We start from the raw sequence: 19,369 nt of genomic DNA on the forward strand, positions 1-19,369 counted from the left end.
GCCATGGCACCCGGGCCGCCAGCGCCCCAATCACATGTCGAAGCGGAGATCCGCCACGACTGCCGCCCTAGAGTACCCTGACGAGACGAACGATAGCATCCACTATGTAGTGGTGCAACGAGTCGGTTCGGCCCGACCAGCCCGCAGGGCTACCTACCCGGTCAACCCGACGACCGCCGTCGATCACGCGCCCGCCACGAGCCCCCAAAGGTGGTGACGAAGGAGAGCGGATCTGCGACAAACTGTCACAGTTACATGGTCTGCGGCTAAGCCACTCGCTCGCAACGCCCACGTCAGTTGCACTTCATTCACTAGAACGCCAAGATCAAGGCAATCTGAATAAGTCGTTGGGGTCGTCCGAGCGATGGGGTGGATGGGCGCCGGCGTGCCGAGAGTAGCGTCGTCACAATGAGAACTGGGTCACCGGACTCGACGAGCTACGCACCGGTCAGCACGACGCCGAGTCTGCCTCTCTTGTTCAAGCCGCAATTGCTGCCAACCAGCCAGTCGTCATCTACGGCAGTGAGCCACCCCGCACCGGTCTCGCCCTCGCTCATCATTACCGCTCTTTCCCGCCAAGGCCAAGCGAACTCTACACCGATATTTCCAGGGAGGCGATCGAGGCCGCGGGCCGGAATCATCAGGCCGCAGGCCCTGGTATCAGCACTGTACGCCGATTCATTCACGGAATACCGGCCGGCGGCGTCCAGCCAGGTTTGAGACCGATGTTGGAGATCACCCCAGGTTCGCCGTTCGGGTCGATCCCTATCTCTCCCCGCTGTTCGGCGATTTCACCAAGGGCTTCCCTCCAACCCTGCTTACCACAGGTACCAGGGATCTGTTCCTGTCGAACACGGTGCGGATGCACCGCGCCCTGCGCGCCGCCGGTATCACGGCGGATTTGCATGTAATGGAGGCGGCTGGCCACGGGGGCTTCCTCGGCATGGCCCCTGAAGACGCCGAGCTGGACCGCGAGGTCCGCTGCTTCGTTGACGCCCACTGGTCCGACTGAGGGTTCTCGACCCCAAGCGGGTCCGGAGCAGCGCGTCCGCCCGATCCCATAGGCCGACACTACGATGCTCATGAGGGCCGCCAACTCATTGAGCTTCTCCTCGACGTTCTCCTATGAGACGCGGCATCTGGCCAAACCGGCTCCCGGATGTCCACCGCCTCGGACGTCGTCGGCAACGTGCTCGCCGCGTTCGAAGCCGCGGCCGTTGGCACGGCGTTTTCGTTCAGGGGCAGTTTGGGGCCGAGCCGTCGCACCCCAAGCGCACGCGTGGCGTTACGTGCTGGTCTCCATCAGTGCGGCCAACTGCTTTTGTCACGGCAGGTAGGGGCCGTGCCCCGGTCGCCGTCCCCGAGCAGTCCCTACACTGCGAGCTCGTATGGCGAGATGCCGAGATCAGGACCAGCCATCGCGCCCACCTGCGGTACCCGGGCCGCCCCATCCACCGAGCCCTCATCGGCGCCCGGCCAGATTCGACCGGGGCTGACGTCGCCCATGGGTCTGGATGGCAGACCGCCGTGAGCGCCTCCTCGGCCATGACGTACTTCGCCATCGTCGATGATCCTCCGGCCGTCAGGCCGTGGTCGTGCACCAGGCCGCGAGGGGAACCACCCAGCACCCCTCTAGTGACTTGCGGTTGACTATGAGCCCGAGGCCTGCGTTCCGGATGTCTACGGTTGAGGGGCCTTGACGCGATCTCACCTCACGATAGTGAATATATAGTCACTATCGTCGGCCACAAGCCAGCCCGGTGTCGCTCGAGGGCAGGGGCGCCATGCCGGCTAGCCCGCGCGCCATCCGGGCGCCACCCGGCCGCCAGCACCCCGGTGGCCCACCTCGACCACGCGGGCCCAACGGCAGCGTAGACCGCGTGGTTGATCCAACATTGCAATATAGAATAGTACCTGCTATCGTGAGGTACCTCACAATCTGGTCGCGGGCGGACATCTCCGCGCTCATTCGCGATGGAGGGACCCGCAGCCGCTATGTCGACGCTCCTTGACGCCCGTGGCCTCGGCGTTTGTAACCACTGCGATGACGGACTGCCATCGCGCCAGACTCAACCTCGCCGGAGGAAGATCATGCGCATCCTGCGCCAGTTATCGGCTCTACGCGCCGCTCCCGTGGCCGTCGTTGCGGTCCTCGTGGTGGCCGCAGCGGCCTGCGGTGGCTCCTCGGCCGGCGGTTCGGACGTCGCCTCGCTCGACGACACATCCGCCTGGGTGAAGACTGGACCGACCACCGGCCCGTCTACTGGGTGGAGCGACGGCGGCTACAAGGTCGACACCAGCAAGCTGACATGCACCCAGCCGTCCAAGGATGAGACGCGCGGGATCACTGACACCTCAATCACCGTCGAGGGCCTCGCCTATCTGACCAGTCCAGGCGGAGCCTCGATGCAAGGTGCCGACGTCGGCGCCAAGGTCCGGTTCGATGCCGCCAACGAGGCGGGTGGCATCAACGGCCGCAAGATCGACTTTAGGGGTGTGCTCGACGACGGCCAGGATGCCAGCCGCAACCTGTCCCAGGCCAATATCATCGCGACTCGGGACAGAGCGTTCGCCGCCGTCCCGGTTGTCACCAGCCTTTCCGGATACGCCGATGTCTTCTGTCAGAACAATGTTCCCTACTTCGGCTGGGGCACCAACGACGGCTTCTGCGACTCCGCGCTTGCTTTTGGCGTCACAGGATGCAACTACAATACCGCCGTGCTGGCCAATAACCTCGCCGGGTTGGTCAACTCGATGTTCCCGGACTCGAAAGCCACACATACCCTCGCAATCGTCGGCCAGGACCTCGACTCCAGTCGTACCGCCGTCGACGCCCTCAAACATTACGCCGAAGCAGGCGGCACGAAGGTTATCTACGCTAAGACGCCTATCCCAGCCGGCGGCCTGACCGACGCCACCGCCATCGTCCAGGCAATCATGACCGCCAACGGCGGCACTCCGCCGGAGGTCGTCTACTACATCACCGACTTCGCCACCACGCTGAAGCTCATCCAGTCGCTGAAGGCCGCCGGGTACCCGGGCAAGAACCTCACCCCAATCTACGACCCGGCGCTGTCCGGCCTGAATGACCTCGACGGTATGTACGCGACCGGCAGCTGGCTGCCCGGCATCGACGACTCCAACAAGGTCGCGAGCCAGATGGTCGCGGACTTCAAGAAGTACGCCCCCGACCAGCGAATCGGCATCGCCGCGCTCGCCGGCTACTGGTCAGCCGACTTGTTCGTCGCCGCCGCCACTGCCGCCGGCAAGGACCTCACCGTCGACAAGTTCGTCAATTTCCTGAACGCCGGCTTTGTCCACAACGGCGATGGCGCCGTACCGGAGACCCGCTGGCCACTCAACCACTTCGTGACAACACCCTGTAGCTCCCTTGTTCAACTCACCGGCGGAACCTGGAAGCCAATCACCCAACTCACCTGCGGCTCACTACTCGTGAAAAAGCCGGCCAAGGGATAGGCGTAGGCCGAGGTACTTCCCCTCTGGGGCACGTCGGCGATGTGTGCCCCGACGTGCCCCAGAGCGAGCTACCTGCCCCCTGAGCCTCTTGATAGCCAACGGCCACGGCCGCCCGCCTGTTCATCACCAGCACCCTCTCTGGGGGCAAGGCGCCGATACAGCCGCCCAGTTCGGCGCCGGCCGAAAAGTTTTGCGCCTCGCCACACTCGTTACGTCGACTGTTAGGGAACAGGAACGTCAGGCGGGGAGTTCGCGAATGGCTGCCGCGGACCACCAGGCAAGGGCCAGCAAGTCCAGATGGAGGCCTACACGTGGCCGCCTCAGCGAATGGCTTGGAACGGTGTCCGCCACGCGCTGTGCCCGGCTGAAATGAGGAGCCCGCGTTGGATCCCACCGGGCGACGGCATCCCGCGGTAACGCTTCGCATTTTCCTACAACGGGGAGACCGAGCGTCATGAGCCTCCGCCGACTGCGGGCGCGGGCGATTACCACTGCTCTGGCCGCCATGCTGGTCGGCCTCCCCGCCATCCTCACGGATGCGGACTGGCGTCAGACACCATCGCCGCAGAAGGCGAAACCTGCCCGACACAGGCGCCGGGCATAACAGCGAACTCCATCAAGATAGGCCTTTTTTGTCCCGGCACCGGTCCTCCCGGCGTCGCATCCGCCGTCAACGCGACGAGCCCGCCTCATGGTCGACGGCGGCCCGATCGACGTGCTCACCGGGGACTACCTCGCCGAACTGACGATGCTCATACTTTGGAAGACCAGAAGCAGGCCCGGTGGCACGGGCTACGCGCGCACGTTCCTCGCCCAGATCGAGGATGTCCTCGGTACCTGCCTGGACCGCGGCATCAGGATCGTCTCTAACGCGGGCGGGCTCGACCCGGCGGGCCTTGCCGAGAAGGTCCGCACGGTGGCGGCTGACCTCGGCCTGCGCCCCAACATCGCCTACGTCACCGGCGACAACCTCGTCGACCGCGTCAGCGCGCTACAGGCCGCCGGCGAGAAGTTCGTCCACCTCGATACCGGCCGGTGTCTCGCCGACACCGGCATCGAGCCGGTCACGGCGAACGCCTACCTCGGCGGCTGGGGCATCGCCGCGGCGCTGTCCGCCGGCGCCGACATCGTCATCACCCCGCGGGTCACCGACGCCTCCCTGGTCGTCGGCCCGGCGGCCTGGTGGCACGGCTCGGAACGCACCGACTGGGACCGGCTCGCTGGCGCCGTCGCCGGGCCGAGCCCGCAGCGGCTCGGGCCGTGCCGACCGAGGGTGGGTGATCCCTCGACAGTAAGGATAGCAGCTACTATAATCTAGGTATACATTATCCTATTTATCGATCATCATGGTCGCTCATCTGCTCCGAAGGAGACCCGCATGACCGAAGGCGACGACGCCTTGGTCCGGGTGACGCTGGACGACGGGGTCGCGATGCTGACCTTGGACGCCCCCGCCCGACGCAACGCGCTGTCCTATGAGTTGAGCATGGATCTCGCCCACGCCGTGGACACAGCGCTCGAGGGCGGTGCGCAGGCCATCATCCTTAGTGCCACGCCGCCTGTGTTCTGCTCTGGCGGCTCGCTGGAGGACCTGGTCAGGCCCAAGGCTCCGTTACGCGAGATGTACGAGGGTTTTCTCAAGGTCGCGGACGCCCCGGTTCCCACGATCGCCGCCGTCAGCGGCCCCGTCATCGGGGCCGGCCTGAACCTGCCGATGGCCTGTGACGTCGTGCTCTGCTCGCCGTCAGCGGTCTTCGACCCGCGATTCCTCGATGTCGGCATCCACCCGGGCGGCGGCCATCTGTGGCGTCTGTCCCGGCAGGTCGGCAGCCAGGGCGCGGCGGCGCTCGTCCTGCTCGGCGACACGCTGACCGGCGAGGAGGCGGCGGCGCGTGGCCTCGCCTGGCGCTGCCTTCCGGAGAACGACTTGCTTGACGCGGCGCTGAAGCTCGCTCGTCGGGCCGCCAACAGGGACCCGGAGCTAGTGGCACGGACCAAGCAGTCGCTGCGGGCCAGCCTTGCATTGACCGAATCAAAGGCCGCGCTGGAGCTGGAGCTCGCGGCACAGGAGTGGGCGGTCTCCCGGCCCGGCTTCGCGGCCCAGGTTGCCGAGATCAAGAAGAGTCTCAGCAAGCGCCAGGTCAGGTAGTAGAAACCGATCCGGGCCAGGTAGGGAGTACGAAATGGCTGGATTCGTCACCCGGACGCCGCCGACCTTCAGCTCTGTCGAACAGGAGCGGCTGTACCGCAGGCAGCGGCTGGCGGCGGCATTTCGGGTACTTGGCCGGTCCGGGTTCAACGAGGGCGTCGCCGGACACGGCAGCGTCCGCGACCCGGAGCTGCCCGACCACTACTGGGTTAACGTCTACGGACAAAGCTTCCGCCAGGTCAAGGTCTCCGACCTCTGCCTGGTCGACGGGAGCGGCACGGTCGTCGACGGTCCGAACAGGGGCCCCAGAGCGCGCAACCTGGTTGCCTACGCCGCGCTGACCATCCATGGCGCCGTCCACGACGCCCGTTCCGACGTCATCTCCGCCGTGCACACCCACGGCCTTTACGGCCGGACCTGGGCGGCGCTCGGCCGCCCGCTTGACCCGATCTCCCAGGACGCCTGCGCCTTCTACCGGGACCAGGGCATTCTCGACGACTACACCGGCGTCGTCCTCGAGGAGGAGGAAGGCAGGAAGCTGGCCGCGGCGCTCGGCGATCACAAGGCGGTTCTGCTGCGCAACCACGGCGTCCTGACCGTCGGCCACTCCGTCGACGAGGCGTTCTGGTGGCACCTGAGCTACGAGCGCTGCGCCCACTCCCAGCTCATGGCCGAGGCGTCCCTCACGAAGCCCCACCTGATCCCACCCGAGGACGCGGCGCTGACCGCCTCCCAGGTCGGCACCCACCGTTTCGGCTGGTTCTCCTTCCAACCGCTCTACGACTGGATCACCGCCGAGGAGCCAGACCTCCTCGACTGAACTGCGCAACCTGAGTGGATCATCCGCCCTGGCTAGGTCCACACCGGCCGGCGATCCTCGTGACGTCTCGGGATTCATCGGCGACGCCCGGTCCTGCGCCCCGCGGTGAACACGACATCGTGGCTGCCATACAACGACGAGCGAGCTGGATTCCGCACACCGACGCGACTCAACGGAGCTATAGGTTCCGGCCGAAAACAGGCCGCATGGTAAATGTAGGGAGTTGCCATCTTGGGTGATTTGTGTCATGGGCGCGTCGCGATCGTCACTGGCGCCAGCCGTGGCATCGGAAAGGCGGCAGCGATCCGCCTCGCCGCCGAGGGTGCGGCGGTTGCGATCACCGCGCGCTCCCTCGATGCCGAGCGGTTCGGCAGCTCGCTTCGGCGCACCGCTGAATATATCGAGGCCGCGGGCGGCAACGTCCTCCCGGTCGAAATCAACCTCGAAGAGCCGATCCCAGGCAGGGACTGGCTCATCGACCGAGTCGAGGCCGATCTCGGCCCAGTCGACATCCTGGTCAACAACGCGGCGATCGGCGGCTTCAAACGCTTTACGGCCTGGGCCGACGAGGAACTGCGGGCGATGCAGGAGGTCAACGTCTGGGCACCATGGCAACTCGCCCGCAGAGCGCTCCAAGGAATGGCGGCGCGAGGTCGAGGGTCGGTAGTCAATGTAACGTCCATCTCCGCTCGTATCCCCAATGGTCCGCCGTTTTCGGCGGGCGCTGTCGCCTACCGAGGTTCGGCGTACGGTTCCACCAAGGCGATGCTCGACCGATGGACCGTCAGCGCGGCGGCCGAGTACGAAGACGCTGGGGTGGCCCTCAATGCGATCGCGCCCACCGGGGCTGCGGCGACCGAAGCCGTGCTCATGTCGATCAAAGCCGGCCAGATGCCCGCGACGGCCTGCGAGCCGCTCGAGACGATGGCCGAGGCGATCCTCACGCTCGCGACCGCCGAGCCGTCGAGCGGCCTGACTGGACGGGTGACTACAAGTCTCGAGCTGTTGGCGGAGTTGGGACGGCCGGTCTGGGACCTTTCCGGGACCACGCTCGTCAACGGCTGGCAGCAGGCCGATCTCATCCAGCTTCTTGCCGACGTAAGGAGGGCCCGGTAATGGATACGTCATCACACGATCGCGAGCTGAGTGCTCTCACGGGCCATATAGCGTTGGTCACCGGTGGTCGCCGTGGCATCGGACGAGCGATCATGTGTCGCCTCGCGGCCCATGGAGCAGCGGTGGTATTCACCTGCGTCGATACCTCCGAGGACTTCGTCAGCGAAACACTCGAGATCTTGAGGAAGGCTGGCGCCGCTCATGGCCTGATCGAGGCTGATCTCGCAGACGGGGCGTCAAGATCGGATCTCGTTGATCGAGCGTCATCGCTCTTCGGCCCTCCAGATATCATCGTAAACAATGCGGCGCTCGGCGACGTCCATCAGGCGCCTCCAAGCGGCGTCACGCTGGGCCAGCGGCGGACGATGTTCGAGGTGAACCTGCATGCACCCGTCGATCTGATCCAGCAAGCTCTTCCAATGATGAAGGACAAAGGCTGGGGCAGGATCGTCAACCTGTTGAGCGACAGCATCCACCAACAACCTGTGCCGTACCTCGCCCCGGCAGGGACGGTCCACGGACTGACGGCATACGGCGCCTCGAAAGCCGCCCTCGAACGCTTTACACTCGGTCTCGCCGCCGAATTACACGGAACCGGTGTCCATATCAACGGGCTCTACCCGCACAAGGTCGCCGTCACGGAGAGCCAGTCCGCCCGAGCAGTCGCCGGGATGCGCGCTCAACCACAGGCGGCGGAGAGCTTGGAGACCATGGCCGAGGCCGCATACCAACTCGTAACGGGTTCGTTCACCGGGCTGTCCACCAGCAGCCGAGCGTTTCTCCACAGCCTGCAACAGTCAGTCCGTAGTCTCGACGGGAGAACAGTGGTAGGGGACGCCACCACCGTACCCGACCTATGATGCGACTCGCCGCCTGATCGTTGGTAGCGGCGAACCGTCCAAGGTGACGACCCGTACCGTGAATAGCCTGGAAGAGCCGCGGATGTATTCGGCGCACAGGCAGCCCGGCCGAGTAGAGCATATTTATCGGGACGCTCAAGCAGCTCCCTGTCGTACACGGCGCCAGATAAAACGGCCTTGAAACCAAGACCGGCTTGGCGTGCGGCAGCGATGATCTCGCGGAGACTGTCGGGGGCCACCTGGCCGATCACCGCATCCGCTCGACTGGCCGCGATGTTCGCAGCCGTCTGCGCGGCGGGACTCTGGCCCGCCGTGTAAGCGATGCGTGCCACCACCTGAACGCCCGCCGCGGTCAGGCTTCGCACCATCCCGTCGCTGTAGGAGCGGGTAGCAGCCGAGTTCGGGTCCTCGACGATGGCGGCTCTCCTGCCTCCACGTGCCGCGACAAACTGGCCATAGGTGGTGATCGATCCCTCGCTGACGACCGAGTACGACGTAGGCGACGGGGACTTCCTACTTGGTGGCGGCGAGGAGATCGGCCCATAGCGACGGCTCAGCGTTGTACCCGCTGTAGAATGTGATGCGCTCATAGGCCTTGTTGACCTTGGCGACGAGCTTGGGTCCGACCTCGGCCGGGGTGCCGACGATGGAGAATTCGTGCAGCATCTCGTCGGTGATCACGTCGGCCATGTCATCCCAGCGGCCCTGCTTGGACAGGGTGTTGAGCTCGTCCTGCGCGTCACCCCATCCGTGTATTTCGAGTACCTGGCGGTAGGCAGGCGTGGAGCCGTAGAAGGCGATCCGGGTCTTCGTGCCGCGGATCGCGGTCGCCAGGTCGTCCTCCGTGCGGCCGATGGTGACGAAGGATGGACCGTTGATGACGAAGCCATCGAGGCCACCCTTGCCCGCCTTGGCACGCCCGCGCAGGAGTGCCGGAATCGTGACTTTCTCTAGGTACCGCATGGTCGTGAACGGGTGGACGAAGAACCCGTCTGCAACCTCGCCAGCGACTTCGGTCATCTTCTCACCGACCCCGGCGAGGTAGACCGGGGGCGGCCCGAACTCGTGCGGCTCAGGTGTGAAGAACGGGGTCATGAGGGTGTGCGAGTAGAAGTCGCCGCGGAAGTCGAGCTTCACGCCGTCGTGCCAGGCTGCCCAGATGGCGCGGGTCGCTAGGATCAGCTCTCGCATGCGAGCGGCCGGGTTTGACCACGGCATGGAGAAGCGACGCTCGATGTGGGGCTTGATCTGCGAGCCGAGGCCGAGCACGAAACGACCCCGGGAGTAGAGCGCGAGGTCGTAGCCAGCGTTCGCGAGTGTCATAGGCGATCGGCCGAACGCGACGACGATCGCGGTCCCCACGGTGAGGGTCTCGGTCGCCATGGCGGCCTGCAGGCTCTGCAGAAAGGGATCGTGCTTGGTCTCGGCGGTCCAGGCTCCCGCATAGCCGCTACTCTCAATTCTCGCGGCATCCGCCTGCGTCACTCCGATGTCGTCGGACAGGCTCGCGTCGATCTTCATCCGTCTCCTTCTGACTGGCCGCCCGTTCTGGGACCGGCGGCCAGTGGTCATGGTTTTGCGGCGTCGTCGGCGTCAGGAGCGGTCGGCATCCGGGCCGTGACGATGACGATGGTCTTCATCTCCGCGACCAGCCGTCCATCCGCTGCGCGGAACTCGTCCCAGGTCAGCGACGCCGACTTGGGCACCAGGTTCTGGGTCGGTGCGGCGACCCGCTCGGCGAGCGTGCCGGGGTGCAGTTCGGAGAACGGGGTGCGCCTGGGGTTGAGCGTCTCGTCGCCGCCAGAGACGGCCGGGTCCCCGATGGCCGCGTGAACGATCACGTCCCGTCCGTCCTCGGCCACGCCGGCGGCATCGCAGCCGAGGATCATCGGCAGTCGTTCCGCTGGCAGGCCGACCCCTCGAAGGCTGAAGAGCTCGTGATGGTTCAGCGTCGCGGCGTGGACCGAGACCGTCGTCCAGCCTTCGGGCGCAGGTCGTTCCGGCTGCTCGTCCACAGCCAGACCGGCGAGCGGATCATCAGGGTGCGCGGAGACGGCGGCGGCGAGCATGGCCAGCAAGCTATGGCTGTTCCTGCGACAGACGCCACAGATTTATATAGTGAACACTATGTGGCATTGACCACAGAGCGGCCGCGCCCGCCGGATGGTCCCGTCTCCGATACAGGCCCCATCCTCGGCATTCAGCCTCGCGATGCGACCGTCTGGGAGGGTCGACGGCACGGACGCGCTCAGCGGTTCCTACGTCTACGGCCGCCGATCCAGCCGCATACTGATCGGTACCGGTCGGCCGTACTGGAGCTAACCCCGTGCACGACGTCACCGTTGCGCTCGACGACCGGACGATGCGGTCGCGCGGGGATGAAAGGATCGCCTGGCAACACCCACACGCTCGGGCAGGCACCGGGCAGACGCTGCCGATCCGGGCGATCCGCATCGGCGGCCCCGGCGCCGTCATCGGCGCGGCAGACCGGCTGGAAGTACTGGAAGGAGCACCGTGGCGGAGGCGATCGATGGTGTCACGGGGCAGGCACCTCGGGACCGGTCCCGGAGGGGCCGCGCGACGAAGGACCCGGCGGGCCGGACCCAGATCCTGGACGCGGCCGTCGCCTGCATCCTGGAGCTCGGCTTCTACCGGGCCAGCACCAACGAGATCGCCCGGCGCGCGAACGTCAGCTGGGGTGCCATCCAGTACTATTTCGGCTCCCGCGAAGCCCTGATGATCGCCGCTGCCGAAGAACTCAACCGCCGCTTCATCGACGCCATCGCCGAACGCCACGTCGAGGGCGACACCCTCGAAACACGGATTCACTCCCTCTACGACCTGCTCGCCCAGTACTACAGCGAACCGACCTTCCTCGCTCGCCTGCAGATTCTCCTCAACCTCCAACATGACCCCGACACCTCGGCCGACGCGACGGAAAGCCTGCGCAGTCAGGCAGAGCGCGTCGCCGGCGAAATCAGACGCCTCCTCACCGAAACCCTCGGCGAGGACGCCGACCCGGGCCGCAGCACCGTGCTGTTCCACGCCATCCGCGGCTTCGCCATAAGCCAGCAGCTCGCCGAGTCCGCCTGCCCACCCATCGCCGAGCGCGAGGCCGCGACCCGAACGCGCTTTCTCGCCGGCATCGTCGCCACGGAGCTGCAGGCGAGAAACGCGTAGGCCAGCCAGCGAAGTCCGTCGCTATTCCTTGGCAGACCAGTAGGTCACGACGATGGAACGGGTCGCTGTTCACGGTGCCGAAACCCGTCAGTCAGACCGAGATAGGGACCGACGCATACCCACGCACCGTGCTGGTGTGCACCCGTTCCAGCCGGCTGTGGTCGACGCTCCAGGACGGGAAGCGCCTCAGGGTTTCCTCCAGCGCGACGCGTCCCTCGAGCCGGGCCAGCGCCGCGCCGAGGCAGAAGTGCACGCCGTGGCCGAACGCCAGGTGCCGCTGCCCCGCCCGGCGGACATCGAAGCGGTCGGGGTCGTCGAAGGCTCGCGGGTCACGCCCGGCGCTGCCAGTGAGCAGGAGGACCTTGGAGTCCTTGGGAATGTCCACGCCGCGCAGGGTCACGTCACGGGTCGTCCAGCGTCCCTGAACGGGAGACGGCGCCTCGTAGCGCAGCAGTTCCTCGACCGCACCCGGGATGAGCCTCGGATCGGCAGTGAGGTCGGCAAGCTGCGCCGGGTGATCGGCGAGGATGACGGCCGCGTTGCCCAGCAGCTTGGCAACGGTCTCCGTTCCCGCCGAGTAGAGCAGCAGGGCGAAACGGACGCACTCGTCGGTGCCGAGCCGACGGGACCCACCGGTATTGTCAGTGATCTCCGCGTTGACGAGGTCAGTGACCATGTCCTCGCGCGGTGACCGGCGACGCTCCGCCGCCAGGTCCGCGAGGTAGCCGGCCAGGGCGAGTCCCGCCGTCGCCGCCTTCTCGTTGACCATGCCCACACCCGGCTCGATGTGGAACATCCCGTCGACGAGCCGGCGCAACTCCTCCTGGTCCTCGCTCGGCACGCCAACGAGAGCCGAGATGACCCGCGACGGCACCTGCGCGGCGAAATCGCGGACATAGTCGACCGAACGCTCATCGGGCCGCCTCGACCTCCGCTCCGACCACCATGTTCGATTCCCTGACGCCACCTCAGGCGACCAAAGGTAGCACTCACTATGTGGTGATGACCACCGAACGGCTTCGCCGCGAGCCATGGCGTCCGCCGCAGGGCGCCGCTGGTGGCCACTCCAACGATCGTTCGGTCAGGATCCAGCCCGGTCACCGAACCGAACGGGATGGCCGCGAAGCGACTGGGCGGCCAACGGGTTTCGAGAGCCCGACACCTGACGGATGTCCGCGTAGCTGACGGCGACGTCGAAATCATTTGCTCGGGGCTGGCAGCCCCTCGGTCGTAACGAGCCACCTCAGATGAGATAGTGCGAGATACATCACTGTTGCTATGCTGTCGCTTCTTTCGAATTCGGGCAGGAGACATGACGTCATGAGCCCTCAGCGCATGCGTGCGCGAGTGGTCACCTCAGCGACCGCCGCCTTACTCGTCGGGCTGTCCCTCACTGGTTGTGCAGCCTCCTCGTCCTCGCCCAGCGCGGCGGACGCCGCGGGCGGCCCCTGCGCATCGCCGGGCGTGACCAGCAAGTCGATCAAGATCGGACTCATCTACCCGGACACCGGCGGCGCGGTCGCGACCGGCTTCCGATCGGCACGCAGCGCCGTCGAGGCGCGGATCGACCACCAGAACGCGAACGGCGGCATACACGGGCGGCAGGTCGTCCTCGAGTGGCGCGACGACGAGTCGAGCGCCGAGGGGTTCACCCACGCGGCGCACGACCTCCTCGACAACGAGCAGGTCTTCGGCCTCATCGCGCAGACCATCGGCATCGGGCCGTCCGCCGCATGGCTGGACGAGGCCGGCGTGCCGGTGGTCGGGGTCGCCACCGACAGCTCCTGGACCGACGACCACGACAACATGTTCACCTTCGGGTCGCTGTTCAACGAGGGAAACCCGGTCTCCACCTTCGGTGAGTACGTGAAGAAGCAGGGTGGGACGAGGGCCTACCTCGTCATCGACCCGTCCGCCCCGGCGTCGCACGGCCTGGCGACGCAGTTCGCGCCCAGCCTGACCTCCCAGGGCGTGACGGTCGTCGGCACGAGCGACTACACCCAGTCCGTCTCCAACCCGACCCACGTGATCGACAGCCTCGAGAGGACCGGCGCCGACGCGCTCATCGGCGTGCTGCAGTTGGGCGCTTACGTCGACATCTACGCCGCGGCGAAGGCCGCGGGCATCAGGCTGAAGGTGGCACTGACCACCGCCGGCTACAACATGGAGCTGCTCGCCGCCAGGGGCCGCGACATGGCCGGCATGTCGGTTCTCGTGGGCTACCAGTCCTTCCAGCAGGACTCCCCCACCATGCGCGTCTACCACGAGGCCATGGCCGCCTACGCGCCGGAACTCGCCGACCCGAACGAGGAGGTCGCGCTCGCCTCCTACGTGGCGGCCGACGAGATGCTCGTCGGCCTCGACCGCGCCGGGCAGTGCCCCACCCGCGAGGCGTTCATCCACAACCTGCGCCAGGTGCACGACTACTCGGCCGGCGGCCTGATCGCGCCCACCGATCTCAGCCAGCCGAAGGCACCGGCAAGATGCTTCAACTTCCTGCGGGTGAACGCGTCTGGAGACGCCTACGCCGTGGTCCCCGGCGGGAACGGTCCAGCGGGGTTCTGGTGTGGCACCGCCCTGGGCTCCGGCAACGGCACGCCCCGTTCTGGCAGGTGACCCACGGCACTTCCCGCCCGGTCACGCAATGCCACCAACTTCATCGCGGCTCCTACAACATAGTTACTGCTATTGTCACACCTTGTTGGAGTTGGCCCCAGTCTGGGTGAGGAGCGTGTCGACGTGCGGCGAGAACTCTTCGGGCCTGACCACGAGGCGCTGCGGGAGACCGCACGCACGTTCGTCGAGCGTGAGGTGGTTCCCCATCAGGATGCCTGGTTGGAGAAGGGTCTCGTGGACCGGTCGGCCTGGCTGGCCGCCGGCGCCCAGGGGCTGCTGGGTATCGCCGCACCGGCCGAGTATGGGGGTGCCGGCGAACGCGACTACCGGTATCGGCTGGTGCTCATTGAGGAGCTGGCCAGGGTCGGCGCGGCGTCCTTCAACGCCGGCACGTCCGTGCAGGACGACCTCGTCGTCCCCTATCTGAGGGACCTCGGCACTCCCGAGCAGCAGGCGGCCTGGCTGCCGCGGTTGTGCGCGGGGGAGGCGATCGGCGCGCTGGCGATGACCGAGCCGGGCGCGGGCAGCGACCTGCAGGGCATCCGCACCAGCGCGGTCCGCGACGGCGACGGCTGGCGCCTGTCCGGCAGCAAGACCTTCATCACCAACGGCATCCTGGCCGACGTCGTCATCGTCTTCGCCCGCACGGACCCCGCCGCCGGCTCCCGCGGGTACAGCCTGTTCCTGGTCGACAGCACGGCCGCCGGCTTCCGCCATGGCCGCAAGCTCGAGAAGCTCGGCCTGCGCGGTAACGACACCGCCGAACTGTTCTTCGACGACATCACGCTGCCCGCGGCCGCCCTGCTCGGCACCGAGGGCCGCGGCCTGGCCCACCTCATGGAACGGCTGCCGCTCGAGCGGCTGTCGATCGCCGCCACGTCCTACGCGTTCGCCCGCGCCGCCTACGACTGGACCGTCGAGTACTGCTTCGGGCGCCGCGCCTTCGGCCAGCCGATCGGCGACTTCCAGAACACCCGGTTCACCCTCGCGGAACTCGCCACCGAACTGGACGTCGCGCAGGCGTACCACGACCGCGCCGTCCTCGCCCTGGGCGACGGCTCACTGACGGCGGTGGACGCCGCCAAGGCCAAATGGTGGCTGACCGACCTGCAGAACCGGGTCGTCGACCGGTGCGTGCAGCTATACGGCGGCTACGGCTTCATGTGGGAATATCCGATCACCCGTGCCTATGCCGATGCCCGCATCCAGCCGATCTTCGGCGGCACCAACGAAATCATGAAAGAGATCATCGGCCGCGACATCGCCCGGCGGACCACCACAGACACCCAGCGCTGATCAGCGAGACCGGGCCGCCCGCCCACGTCACAGCCGACGGCGCGGACGCAGCACAGCGGACTGCCCAACGGTCGCCAGCAACCGGCCGTCCTCATCGAACATCCGGGCGTGCAGCTGCGCGACGCCGCGCACAAATGCCTCCACCGAAATATCGAGCAGCACCCAGCCGCCCGCTGGACCCGAGTTATGGATGGCTGGCCTGAGGACGTTCGAGGTGGAAGACCCGCTTGGCGTCGCCGCATACGGGCTCGGTGCGGATCAGTCGGTGTACTCGCCAGCCAGAACAGGGTGGTCCGGCTACCCGCCCCGTCGGGTTAGCCCGGTAACGAGATGCCGACGGACGTGAGCCAGCTGGCGATGCGGTCCCAGAGCACCGTCCTGGTCATGGCCTGGTTGTGGCAGTGCGCTGAGCCGCGTAGGACGAACAGGGTCGCGTCCTTCACGGATCGGTAGCGGGCGAGGTTCCCGAGGTAGTCGTCGGTGAGGTCGTGGTCACCGAACGCGAGGAACAGGGGGATGTCGATGCTGGCCTTCTCCGTATCCGTCGCCCCAGGGATCAGTGATGCCATGCCGCAGCTGTGCAGTAGTTCGGCCTGCTGGGCGACGAACGCGGCGCGGACCGGGGCGGGGACGTCGGGCAGGAAGAACGAGTTCGGTGGTAGTCGTCGGCGGCGGCCGGGCGGCCGCTCGGCGTGGGCCCGGGCCAGGGCGCGAAGGTGGTCGTGCAGCGCGTCGCCGGCGGGCCGATCGGCGTCGCTGATGAACTGCGGCAGCCCGTCGCCGCCGTGGCCGAGGCCGACGAGCGCGTCGAAACAGCGGTGGCGTGCCTGCTGGACCGTGGCGAGCATGCCGCCCATGGAATGCCCAAGGCCGACGGCCAGCACGTCGCCGTCGACCATCTCCCTGACCATGCCCAGGGCACGGGCGTGGATGGCCGCGAGCATCCGAGGCGTCACCAGGAAGATGTCGTCCACCGCGCTCGACGCGCCGATGCCGAGATGGTCGAGCGCCACGACGATGGCGCCCCGGCTGGCGAGATGCTCGGCCATGCTCCACCCGTCGAGACCGTCGACGTGCAGGTCGAAGTAGGCGGTGGTGCAGCGGCCGCCGGCGAGGCAGTAGACGAGCGGGGTTCGCGGCCCCGGCCAGGTCGCCGTCGGCATGCGCAGCCAGCCATGCAGCACGTGCGTGCCCGGCAGGTCGACGGCGTCCGACACGTCGATCTCGAGGTTGGTCCGGCCCGTCAGACCGGGCTGGCCGGGCCGGTGGCCGTTGACCCCTGTCACCACGTCGAGACCCCCGCTCGCGGCCTGCCCTGGCCGGTCCGGTGCTCCTGGCTGGCTCATTCGACGCTGGCTCATTCGACCCAGTGCTCTTCGAACACCGCTCCGGCGGCGACGAGCTTGTCGATGTCGGCGTCGTCGAAGCCGTGCTCGCGCAGGAGCTCGCGGGTGTGCTGGCCGCAGACGGGTGGCGGGCCCCAGATGTGCTGCGGGGTGTCGGACAGCTGGATGGTCTTGCCGAAGTGTTCGAAGCTGCCGAGTTTCGGGTGCTGCTGATGCACGACGAGCTCGTGGGCGTCCATCTCCGGGTCGTCGAAGACGTGCCGGCCGAATTCCGCGTCGCACAGTTCGACGGGGACGCCCGCGGCGTCGAGAAGGGCGAACGCCTCTGTACCCGGCCGGGCACGGAACCAGGGCTCGAGGTGGGCCGCGTCGAGCCGGTCGAGGTCGATGCCCGTGGCCGCGGCGAGCGCGTCGCGGTGTGGCGGGGTGACCGCGGCGACGCACGCCCATCCGTCGCCTGTCTCGTAGAGCCGGTAGAGGTCATCGAGCCCGAGCTGCATGCGGTCGAGGCGCGGCCGCGGGAGCGCGCTGCCGTCGGCCTTGACGGCGGCCATGGACGCGACCAGGAGACCGGCGTTGAGGATGGAGGTATCGACGGACTGTGCCTCGCCGGTGCGCGCCCGGTGGTAGAGGGCCTGGATGACGCCGATCGCGGAGAAGAATCCGTTGCCGGTGTCACCCAGCGAGGTGAGGCTCCAGAACGGCTTGCCACCGTCCCAGCAGCCGCCGTCCTCCCAGGTGACGCCGGCCAGCGAGTTGCCGGTCTGGTCGTTGCCGGGCGAGTCGGAGCGGGGGCCGCGGTCGAAGCCGCGGGTGTGGCAGTAGATGATGTTCGGGTTGATCTCGCGCAGGGCGGCCTCGTCGCACTTCAGCCGCGCCAGCGCGCCCCGGCGCATGTTGGAGTGCACGACGTCGGCGGAGGCGACGAGCCGGTGCAGGACCGCGAGGCCGTCCGGGGTCTTCAGATCGATGCCGATGCTGCGCTTGCCGCGGTTGGCGCCGTAGGCGATGTGCTGGGCGTGCCACCAGCGGTCACGAAGAGCGTTGACCTTGATGACGTTCGCGCCGAGGTCGGCGAGCACCTGGGTGCCGAACGGGCCGGCGACCGCGAAGCCGAGGTCGAGCACGGTGATCCCCTCGAGCGGGGCTCGCCGGCTCGCCACCGGCGTCGGCGCCGCGCCGGCTCGTACCGGAGATCCCTTGGAAGCGGATCCGCCGGCCAGGACGCTGTCGGTGTGTTCGCCGACGCGCGGCACCGGGCCCCGCGCCTCCCCCGGCGTGCGGCTGAGTCCGTAGAGGATGCCTGCCTGACGCAGCGGCCCGTGCTCGGGATGGTCGAGCTCGATGACGGCGTGCTCGGCAAGCAGCGCCGGGTCGCGCAGCGCCTCCTCCGGGGTGCGGACTGGCTGCAGCGGGACGCCCGCCCGCGCGGCGACGGTGACCCACTCGTCGCTGGGGAACCGGGCGAAGGCCTCGACCATTTCCGGGAAGTAGTGGGCGAGGATGACGATGCTTTCAGGGTCGGGCCCGATCCGGTCCGGGTCCTCGCGCGCGCTGGTGATGTCGCGGCGCTCGGCCAGGGTGTCGCCGTCGGCGCTGCTGATTGCGAAGCGGGGGTTCGGTACCCACTGCTCGATCCAGCGCCCGTCGGAGCACTGGAAGAAGCCCTTCGGAGCTCGCCGGTCGTACACCCAGGAGCGGTAACCGACCGCGTCGGGCCGGCCGACCCGCTGCCACTTCGACGCGGTTCCGCTCAGCGCGGCCTGCAGCAGGGATGTCTCGACGTGCTGGCCGCGACCGGTGTGCTCACGGGCGAACAACGCCGCGTTGATGCCGGTGGAGGCGAGGAACGCGGCCCCCATGCTCAGCCACGGCGCGTAGGTGAAGATCGGCCCGCGACGAGGCGCGCCGGGCTCCATGCCCGCGGGAATCTCGAGGTCGGCGAGGTACGGCTCCTCGCCGTGCATGTAGGGGACGGCGCCGCCGTCGTGGCCGCGCTGCGTGTCCAGGATGCCGAGCCTGGCGGCCACGAGCGCCTCGTAGCCCGGCCGGTCGCGGTGACCGGCGTGCGGCCCGTACCCGGTGATCGAGCACACGACCAGCCGGGGATTGCGGGCCAGCAGCGTTTCCGCGTCTAGGCCGAGACGGGCCATCGCGCCCGGCGCGAAGGCCTCCAGCACGACGTCCGCCTTCTCGACCAGTGTCAGGAACCGGTCGCGCTCGTCGGCCCGCTTGAGGTCGAGGACGACGCTGCGCCGCCCCCGCAGCCAGACGTCATAGCCGGGACTGCCGCGGAACGGGTCGCCGCCGGGCGGCTCGACCTTGACCACGTCCGCGCCGTGGTCGGCCAGGAGCATCCCGGTGACGGGGCCGGCGATGCCCCAGGACAGGTCGAGCACGCGGACGCCGTCGAGAACGCTTGGCATACTTCTCCTCAGTGTCGCTGGACTGCGGCGTCACTCGGACCGCGACGTCACTGAGACCGCGGCCTCCGGTACTGCGGGCCGAT

The 19,369-nt window shown here is 67.6% G+C and carries 13 protein-coding genes and 4 pseudogenes; 10 read left to right on the forward strand and 7 right to left on the reverse strand.

All coding sequences use genetic code 11. From position 1 onward, the window contains the following. Positions 1-760 precede the first annotated feature (760 nt). From BCD48_RS48310 to BCD48_RS44075, 7 genes and pseudogenes are all read left to right on the forward strand, one after another. Positions 761-1,012 (forward strand): annotated as a pseudogene (locus BCD48_RS48310) (alpha/beta hydrolase); the annotation flags it as partial. Positions 1,013-2,091: 1,079 nt separating this feature from the next. Further along, positions 2,092-3,477 carry an ABC transporter substrate-binding protein gene (locus tag BCD48_RS44050; protein WP_071054698.1) on the forward strand — a complete coding sequence of 462 codons (1,386 nt, stop codon included), beginning with the start codon at positions 2,092-2,094 and terminating at the stop codon, positions 3,475-3,477. A gap of 688 nt (positions 3,478-4,165) precedes the next feature. Further along, a pseudogene (locus BCD48_RS44055) lies at positions 4,166-4,795 on the forward strand (acyclic terpene utilization AtuA family protein); the annotation flags it as partial. A 60-nt stretch (positions 4,796-4,855) separates the two neighbouring features. After that, the gene (locus tag BCD48_RS44060; protein WP_071054701.1) at positions 4,856-5,626 is read left to right on the forward strand and encodes an enoyl-CoA hydratase-related protein; all 771 of its coding nucleotides are present in this window, start codon (positions 4,856-4,858) and stop codon (positions 5,624-5,626) included. A gap of 34 nt (positions 5,627-5,660) precedes the next feature. Then, entirely contained in the window at positions 5,661-6,446 is a 786-nt protein-coding gene (locus BCD48_RS44065; protein WP_071054703.1) for a class II aldolase/adducin family protein, read from the forward strand. 231 nt (positions 6,447-6,677) lie between these two features. Beyond that, positions 6,678-7,562, forward strand: a complete 885-nt coding sequence (locus tag BCD48_RS44070) for an SDR family NAD(P)-dependent oxidoreductase (protein ID WP_071054705.1) — start codon at positions 6,678-6,680, stop codon at positions 7,560-7,562. After that, positions 7,562-8,422, forward strand: coding sequence for an SDR family NAD(P)-dependent oxidoreductase (locus BCD48_RS44075; RefSeq protein WP_071054707.1), 861 nt, complete (start codon positions 7,562-7,564; stop codon positions 8,420-8,422). The genes BCD48_RS44070 and BCD48_RS44075 overlap by 1 nt, the downstream gene beginning before the upstream one ends. A 137-nt stretch (positions 8,423-8,559) precedes the next feature. Here the strand turns inward: BCD48_RS44075 and BCD48_RS57110 are convergent. The 3 genes and pseudogenes from BCD48_RS57110 to BCD48_RS44085 form a co-directional block, all read right to left on the reverse strand. Next, positions 8,560-9,012: pseudogene (locus BCD48_RS57110) on the reverse strand (ABC transporter substrate-binding protein); the annotation flags it as partial. Next, complete coding sequence (locus tag BCD48_RS44080) at positions 8,936-9,943, reverse strand: LLM class F420-dependent oxidoreductase (protein ID WP_071054709.1); 1,008 nt, start codon at positions 9,941-9,943, stop codon at positions 8,936-8,938. The gene BCD48_RS44080 and the pseudogene BCD48_RS57110, both read right to left, overlap by 77 nt. Positions 9,944-10,095: 152 nt before the next feature. Further along, positions 10,096-10,491 (reverse strand): annotated as a pseudogene (locus tag BCD48_RS44085) (alcohol dehydrogenase catalytic domain-containing protein); the annotation flags it as partial. Positions 10,492-10,936: 445 nt separating this feature from the next. On the opposite strand from BCD48_RS44085, the gene BCD48_RS44090 reads away from it, so the two are divergent. Further along, complete coding sequence (locus BCD48_RS44090) at positions 10,937-11,602, forward strand: TetR/AcrR family transcriptional regulator (RefSeq protein WP_071054711.1); 666 nt, start codon at positions 10,937-10,939, stop codon at positions 11,600-11,602. A 91-nt stretch (positions 11,603-11,693) separates the two neighbouring features. Here BCD48_RS44090 and BCD48_RS44095 read toward each other — a convergent pair whose 3' ends face one another. Beyond that, positions 11,694-12,443: a cytochrome P450 gene (locus BCD48_RS44095; RefSeq protein WP_312623725.1), complete on the reverse strand. Its 750-nt coding sequence runs from the start codon at positions 12,441-12,443 to the stop codon at positions 11,694-11,696. A gap of 479 nt (positions 12,444-12,922) precedes the next feature. On the opposite strand from BCD48_RS44095, the gene BCD48_RS44100 reads away from it, so the two are divergent. After that, positions 12,923-14,218, forward strand: a complete 1,296-nt coding sequence (locus tag BCD48_RS44100) for an ABC transporter substrate-binding protein (RefSeq protein ID WP_071054716.1) — start codon at positions 12,923-12,925, stop codon at positions 14,216-14,218. A gap of 123 nt (positions 14,219-14,341) precedes the next feature. Beyond that, entirely contained in the window at positions 14,342-15,514 is a 1,173-nt protein-coding gene (locus BCD48_RS44105; protein WP_071054719.1) for an acyl-CoA dehydrogenase family protein, read from the forward strand. 27 nt (positions 15,515-15,541) lie between these two features. Here the strand turns inward: BCD48_RS44105 and BCD48_RS50395 are convergent, their stop codons facing one another. From BCD48_RS50395 to BCD48_RS44115, 3 genes are all read right to left on the reverse strand, one after another. Further along, positions 15,542-15,706: a hotdog family protein gene (locus BCD48_RS50395; RefSeq protein ID WP_116271864.1), complete on the reverse strand. Its 165-nt coding sequence runs from the start codon at positions 15,704-15,706 to the stop codon at positions 15,542-15,544. Between the two features lie 122 nt (positions 15,707-15,828). Next, positions 15,829-16,860: an alpha/beta hydrolase gene (locus BCD48_RS44110; RefSeq protein ID WP_131804243.1), complete on the reverse strand. Its 1,032-nt coding sequence runs from the start codon at positions 16,858-16,860 to the stop codon at positions 15,829-15,831. Between the two features lie 11 nt (positions 16,861-16,871). Next, a complete protein-coding gene (locus BCD48_RS44115; protein ID WP_071054727.1) occupies positions 16,872-19,286 on the reverse strand; it encodes a CaiB/BaiF CoA transferase family protein in 2,415 nt (804 codons plus the stop codon). Between the last annotated feature and the right edge of the window lie 83 nt (positions 19,287-19,369).

The organism is Pseudofrankia coriaricola (assembly GCF_001854805.1).
GTDB lineage: Bacteria > Actinomycetota > Actinomycetes > Frankiales > Frankiaceae > Pseudofrankia.